Here is a 6,077-nt window from a genome sequence, read left to right as displayed (position 1 = left end):
GCGCCGCCCAGCGTAATCAGCCAGTGCGTTCATCACGTCAGGATCAAGATAGGCAGAGAGACGTTTTTTCTTGGCGTTCTTCATGCGCTCAAAGCTCAATGCCATCATTGGGGTCAAGGGCGGCCTGACGAGCTGCGCGTCTCATGGCTTGATCGACACTGCGGCGACGAACGGCGTCATCATCGGGCTCGTCCCTGTCGAGGTCGAACTCATCGTCGCAGCGTGGCGTTCGTTCCGGCGCGATGTCTTCGTGTTCGGGAAGCTCGGGCTGGCGGCGAATGCCGCCATTGGCCGGATCCTCGTCCTGCTGATCCCTGGCAAGCCTCAGCTTGCGAGATTTGCCTTCCGGCTCAGCAAGAAGTGTCGTGTCGGTCCAGTCCTCAGAACGAGCGTTCTGCATTGTCCCTCCGGTCCTTGGCGGCGGCAAGACACGCTCGGCAAGACGCGGGTCGGCAAAGTAGCGTGCCTTCGTCGCACGGATTGGGAACTGGCCCGAGATCATAATGATCGCCTCGGTCGGGGGCAGCTGCATGATCTCGCCCGGCGTCATCAGTGCACGCGCCGTTTCCTGCCGCGAGACCATCAGATGCCCGAGCCAGGGCGACAATCTGTGCCCCGCATAGTTTTTCATGGCGCGCAACTCGGTCGCGGTCCCCAGAGAGTCTGAGACGCGCTTGGCCGTCCTCTCGTCATTCGTGGCGAAGCTCACCCGCACATGACAATTGTCGAGGATGGAATTGTTCGGTCCGTAGGCCTTCTCGATCTGATTGAGCGATTGTGCAATCAGGAACGACTTGATGCCATACCCGGCCATGAAGGCCAGCGCGCTTTCGAAGAAATCGAGCCTGCCGAGCGCGGGAAACTCGTCCAGCAGCATCAAAAGACGCTGCCGGTGATCCTTCGCGTGAAGATCTTCGGCGAGCCTGCGGCCGATCTGGTTAAGCACGAGTCGCATCAGCGGCTTTGTGCGACTGATGTCCGATGGCGGCACGACCAGATAGAGCGTCGTCGGCCGTGCCTCCTCGACAAGGTCTGCGATCCGCCATTCACAGCATGACGTCACCTTGGCCACAACTGGATCGCGGTAGAGGCCCAGAAAACTCATGGCCGTCGAGAGCACGCCGGAACGCTCGTTCTCGGACTTGTTAAGCAGTTCCCGAGCAGCCGACGCCACGACGGGATGCGGGCCTGCATCACCCAAATGCCGCGTCAGCATCATGGCGCGCAGCGTTGCCTCGATTGGCCGCTCTGGATCGGAAAGGAAGTTCGCCACGCCTGCGAGGGTCTTGTCTTTCTCCGCATAGAGCACGTGCAGTATTGCGCCGACCAGCAACGCATGGCTGGTCTTCTCCCAGTGGTTGCGGCGTTCCAATGTGCCTTCTGGGTCGACCAGGACATCCGCCACGTTCTGCACATCTCGAACTTCCCACTCGCCCCGTCGCACCTCCAGCAGAGGATTGTAGGCTGCGGATCCAGCATTGGTCGGGTCGAACAGAAGCACCTGGCCGAAACGGGCCCGCCATCCGGCCGTCAGTGCCCAGTTTTCGCCTTTGATGTCGTGGACGATTGCCGAACCCGGCCAGGTCAGTAGTGACGGCACGACCAGGCCGACGCCTTTGCCGCTTCGGGTCGGTGCGAAACATAGCACGTGTTCCGGACCGTCGTGGCGCAGATAGTGTCGGCCCAACATACCCAGGATCACCCCATCCTGACCGATCATCCCAGCGGCCTTGATTTCGTCTCGCGTCGCCCAGCGCGCCGAGCCGTAAGTTGTGGTATCCTTTGCCTCGCGCGCCCGCCACAGCGACGTCCCGATCGCTGCGACGATAGCCATGAGGCTTCCGCTCGCCGCAATCGCCGCGCCCTCCAGGAAGACGTTCGGCGCGTAGGCGTCGTAGAAAAACCACCACCAGAAAAAGGCTGGTGGCGGATAAACGGGGTGTCCAGCCAATTCGAACCACGGCGGACCGAGTTGGCTTTGAAAGCCGAGCCGCCCTGCCGTCCACTGTGTTGCTCCCCATGTTGTCGCGACGACGATCAGAAAGGCGGTGAGGATCTGGCCCCATAAAACCTTGCTTGCCGGCATCGGTCGTTTCCCAAATGGATGATCGGAACAACCGAAAAGCTCGAATTCCTAAATCCGCAAGAAAAAAGGGGCGGTCGAAGCAGCATGGCGTACCCGGACGTGGAAAGACTTGCCCGATGCGATCTCGAATGTTGAACGAGCATAGGGGGCTGCTTTCTTCTGGAGCCGTTGAGCCGCTACTTGCCCAATGATAGTTAGTTGTCTCGGCTCAGATGGCATTTGACGAGATGGACGGGTTCTTGGAGAACCACGGATTGCGCATGACCAAATGAACAAGAGTCCTCAGCGGCGCGCCGAGCCGGAGAACACTCTAGTCCCGGCAAGTGGTGGTCAGCCGTTCTGCTGAGCTCGAATCTTACCGCCTCGCTGATCGGTAGCGCGATAGATCCATAGCCGACTCGATGAGCAGACCCATCAAGTCTGTTCAATTTTGTTAATCAATTCAGTCACATCAACTATTGCCATGGACTTTCGTTGGAACTGTTGCAAGCCGCGCCGGCCTCACGGATCGCGGAATCTATTGGGCCGCACCTAAGTTCCAGATGTCCCGATGCAGGCGCCATGTCCCGTCGCCCCCTTTTTTCCAAACGACAATGTACTTGCCCGCAACGGTGGAAGGGGCACCACCTTTGCTCGGCACACTGAGCGTAAATGCGCCAACTTCGTAGGCGAGATTCCCGCTCCCTTCCACTTCCAGCGCCTTCAGGGTGAGATTCTTCATCCCGGCCTTGATTGCGCCCTGCCAGAATTCTTCCACGCCCTTGCGGTCATCGACGCGTTTGCCGTCGGGTGGCAGCAGGGCGGCATCGTCGGTATACATTTGACCTACCGCTGCTGCGTTTCCGCTGTTGAAGGCGTCCATGAATTTTACCAACGCCGCCTCGATGTCCTCACGAGCCGAGTGGGCGGCCGCAGACAATGCAGACGAAAGAAGCAGCACAGCAGCAAATGCAAATGACTGAACCAGTCTCATTTCGTCCTCCCTTGCGTACCCGACATGCCCACCCGATGAATAGCGCCGACCCGAGGGCGCCGCGGCGTTCGATGGCTAGGCGCGGATTATATTAGACTTATCTGATATGACGGCGCAAGCGCAGCTGCGACCCTCTGAACGACCAGCGTAGCAGCTGCCGGAGAGCTTCAAAGCGGCGGCTACCGCCTCACTGCCCTCCTCGTCTCGACGAAAGAGTTCGTTCGAATGATGCTTTTCCGTGGCTTTGCTCGCAAGTTTTCGTCAGCCAGCGCAGGGCCTCCTCTTACGCTCGCTGGTCGTCAAGGCCCAGCGGCCACTAGCTGACAGTCCCCCCCGCAGCCAAGCCGCTGGGCCCTCGACGTGGGGAACGAGCATTGGAGACGATGTCGCGCTTTCCGTTACAGCCCGAACGCGGGTGACAGATGACCGTGTCCGAGCTACGATTTCACGCATTCGATCAGGCACAGCTCTCTCGGGCTAGCGCGCCAAGCATGAGTTAGCTCCCGAATGAGCAGGTGCCACCCAGTTCAGCTTCGGCCCTTGCGCGCGCAAAGTATTGGGCGAGATCGATCGGCAGTCCGGTCGGCAAATTGGGGCAGCGATGGCGAGAATGAATGCCAGGAACTTCCCTTCGGTGCCGCTTCGTCGATCTGTTTGCCGAGAAGACGCGCGCGCTGCGTTCCGTCCCCCATACCGCAGAGAACTCACTTCAGGTCACACACACACACGACGCCACCGAGATCCTGCATCAGTTTTCTACTCCGACGCCGCCACGTCACCAAGATCAGTCGCGAGCGTGATCGCGGCTATCAAATCGGGATCGCGCGCCGGAGCACTCTATGAGTGAGCCCCGAACGGCGCGGTTCTACTCGAGCAATCCGGCTCGACGTAAGGCGGGCCATCCGTGCCGGCCTCGTGACTAAAAGACCGGCGAATGGCGGTTCCTGGACTCACCTTTTTGTCTGAAGTCGCTTCCTTGAGCCGGTGGCGGAGTTCTCGCTTGATGACTCCAGCACCGTTTAGAATCGGTTTTCGGAAAATTTGTCTTGTGGCATCAATTTTCATGGAATAGGATCATTTTTCATAGATGTTGGCCCAACTGAACCAAAATTCGATGAAAGGATTCGCTTTTCATGCCTGCGGTGCAAGAGCACCAATTTTCAGGTCCTGTTACCGTTTTTCAGGAAATCCGCCTTCCTGAAACGGCGACCCCGGCCGGGTACAGCGCGCTGATCGGAGCCTACAGGCTCGCCGTGCCCTTGCCCCGTAGGTTGTTCGCCACGGGCGAGCATCATCGCATTACCGAACGGGATGGCTGGCGGATCATGACCCCCCGCCACGCCCCAAATCCTACCCTCGAAGGCCACCTGACCTTTGCGCTCAAGTACGAGGGACTGGACCTTGCCGTCCTCAAGCGGCTGTTCCAAGTGACCGGTCCCGCGCCGATCGAGGCGCTGGTCCGTGAAAGCCCGACCGGCAGTTATGCCCGCCGCATCTGGTTTTTATATGAATGGCTGAGGGGAGCGCGTATCGATCTGCCGGACGCGGCGGCCGGACGATACATTCCGGTTGTCGATCCCGAGCTGCAGTGGCCCGGACCCGACAAGACCGCTTCGCGCTACCGCGTAAGGGACAATCTCCCCGGCACGCGTGAGTTCTGCCCTCTGGTGTTCCGCACCAAGATTCTCGAAAAATTCATCGGCCTTGAACTACCGCGGCGCGCGGAGGCAATCGTAGCGGACGTGCCGCGCGACCTTCTTGCTCGGACCGCCGCCTTTCTTTTGCTCAAAGACTCGCGATCAAGCTATGCGATCGAGGGCGAGCACCCGCCGCAAGATCGCATCCAGCGCTGGGGCCGCGCCATCGGCGAAGCCGGCCGCTGGCCGATCGATCGCGATGAGCTGCTGCGTCTGCAAAGAATTGTACTTGGCGACGCCCGTTTCGTAAGACTTGGCTTCCGAAAAGAAGGAGGTTTCGTCGGTGAGCATGACCGAGACAACGGCACGCCCTTGCCCGATCACATCAGCGCTCGGCCCGAGGACCTGCCGCGGCTAATCGATGGAATGGCGGCGTTCGATCAGGGCCCCGCGCAAAACCTTGATGCAGTCGTAGCCGCCGCAATCCTCGCCTTCGGCTTTGTCTACATTCACCCGTTCGAGGACGGAAACGGCCGCATTCACCGCTACCTAATCCACCACGTCCTTGCCATGCGCGGCTTCAATCCGCCGGGAGTGGTCTTTCCCGTCTCGGCCGCGATCCTGGACCAGATCAACGAGTACAGGGGCGTGCTCGAGAGCTATTCGCAGCGCCTTCTGCCGTTGGTGGAATGGGAACCGACGCCGCAATTCAACGTCCGGGTGCTGAATGACACCGGTGATTTCTACCGGTTCTTCGATGCAACCCCGCACGCCGAATTCCTCTATGCCTGCGTTCAGCGGACGATCGAACGGGACCTTCCCGAGGAAACCGCATTTCTGCAGCGCTACGATCAGTTCCGGCAGCAGGTGGACGCCTTTATTGACATGCCCGAGCGGTTGACCGATCTGCTCTTCCGTTTTCTTCACCAGAATGATGGACATCTATCGAACCGCGCGCGCGAAAAGGAATTCGCCACGCTGACCAGTGACGAGGCAGGAAGAATCGAGGCGATCTACGCGCAAACCTTTGGTGCCCATTGAAGGTGTGATCATCAGGATCGATTTTCAGTCCGACGGTTTGCGATTCCCTTGTCCCTGCCTTCATCTCCGAGGCTTGACTTGTCGCCGAGACATGCACGATTTTGTCCGCACGGTCTGACCGGCCGCCGATCAGCCGCGGCCAGAACGCGCTTGACAAACCGGAGCCGTCCCGTCCAACCTCACGCATTCACCAGGGGAGTCCCGGCAAGGGGCTGAGATACTGCTGGCATTCGCGGCGCAGTGACCCGTTGAACCTGATCCAGTTCATACTGGCGTAGGGACGGTGCAAGCGCTTTGCGGGAGTTTACGCCCGAGGTCCTGTTTCGGCAGGTCGACAGAA

3 protein-coding genes and 1 riboswitch are annotated in these 6,077 nt (G+C 59.7%); of the genes, 1 reads left to right on the top strand and 2 read right to left on the bottom strand.

Translation table 11 applies throughout. The features are described 5' to 3' along the window. Positions 1-88: 88 nt before the first annotated feature. Positions 89-2,086, bottom strand: a complete 1,998-nt coding sequence (locus tag NKH43_RS30930) for a conjugal transfer protein TraG (RefSeq protein WP_352861380.1) — start codon at positions 2,084-2,086, stop codon at positions 89-91. 517 nt (positions 2,087-2,603) lie between these two features. After that, complete coding sequence (locus NKH43_RS30925) at positions 2,604-3,059, bottom strand: YybH family protein (RefSeq protein WP_051409569.1); 456 nt, start codon at positions 3,057-3,059, stop codon at positions 2,604-2,606. Positions 3,060-4,192: 1,133 nt separating this feature from the next. Between NKH43_RS30925 and NKH43_RS30920 the strand changes: the two genes are divergently transcribed. Further along, the gene (locus tag NKH43_RS30920) at positions 4,193-5,737 is read left to right on the top strand and encodes a Fic family protein (protein ID WP_352861378.1); all 1,545 of its coding nucleotides are present in this window, start codon (positions 4,193-4,195) and stop codon (positions 5,735-5,737) included. A 182-nt stretch (positions 5,738-5,919) separates the two neighbouring features. Next, a riboswitch (TPP riboswitch) is annotated at positions 5,920-6,036 on the top strand. The last annotated feature ends 41 nt before the right edge of the window (positions 6,037-6,077 follow it).

The organism is Mesorhizobium sp. M1163, from assembly GCF_040318415.1.
GTDB lineage: Bacteria > Pseudomonadota > Alphaproteobacteria > Rhizobiales > Rhizobiaceae > Mesorhizobium.
Note: the sequence above shows the minus strand (reverse complement) of the source record. Positions and strands in the feature narration are given on the sequence as shown.

What these genes read in the sequence shown, in the direction of transcription:
- NKH43_RS30930 (WP_352861380.1), bottom strand. Translation starts at nt 2,086, where the DNA reads ATGCCGGCAAGCAAGGTTTTATGGGGCCAGATCCTCACCGCCTTTCTG.
- NKH43_RS30925 (WP_051409569.1), bottom strand. Translation starts at nt 3,059, where the DNA reads ATGAGACTGGTTCAGTCATTTGCATTTGCTGCTGTGCTGCTTCTTTCG.
- NKH43_RS30920 (WP_352861378.1), top strand. Translation starts at nt 4,193, where the DNA reads ATGCCTGCGGTGCAAGAGCACCAATTTTCAGGTCCTGTTACCGTTTTT.